Genomic DNA, 722 nt, shown 5'->3' with positions numbered 1-722 from the left:
CTTCCGCACCACTCGACTCCGACTCGTGACGGTGTGCTGGGCGTCGCAAGCGAGGAGCATCTGGTGAGTAGTAGTGAGACCGCCACGCGAGAGCGCGTGATCAACGCACTCGACGAGCGTGCCGACAAGATCGCCGATCGGTGGGTGCAGCTGCAACTACAGCGTAGCGAGGCCGGATCCGGGATCAGCGAAGCGGAGTTGCACGAGGAGGCGGACTCCGTGGTCGCCGCCCTCTCGGCGAGTCTGGCCGGCGGTCTGCCGGTGGAGCGCGTGGTGACGGCGCATCCCGAGTTGCACCGCGTGATCACCGAGCTCTCGCTGCGCCGCGCGCGGGGTGGGGCCTCACCCACCGACACGTTCCTCGCGGTCCTCACCCTCAAGGAGGCCCTGCTGGAGTCCGTGCAGGAGTCCGTGCGGGCCGCTGACGACGCGCTCGCCGTCGCGCTGCTGATCAACAGGCTGCTGGACGCCGCTGGCGCACTCTCGTTCAACACCTACGTCGAGGGCCGGGAGGAGATCATCGGGCGGCAGAGCCGGCAGTTGCTGGAACTGTCGACTCCCGTGGTCCGTCTGTGGCGTCACGTGCTCGCCGTACCGCTGATCGGGACCCTCGACACCGCACGCACCCAGGTGGTCATGGAGAACCTGCTGCAGGGAATCCAGGATCACGAGGCGCTCGTCGCGATCATCGACATCACCGCTGTTCCCACGGTGGACACGGC

General features: G+C 67.7%; 1 protein-coding gene. It reads left to right on the top strand.

Annotated features, from left to right (window positions below):
* Positions 1-63: 63 nt before the first annotated feature.
* A partial coding sequence (locus KUM32_RS36080; RefSeq protein WP_217146129.1) for an STAS domain-containing protein occupies positions 64-722 on the top strand: 659 nt, incomplete at its 3' end.

This window comes from Streptomyces sp. AC627_RSS907 (assembly GCF_019049165.1).
Note: the sequence above shows the minus strand (reverse complement) of the source record. Positions and strands in the feature narration are given on the sequence as shown.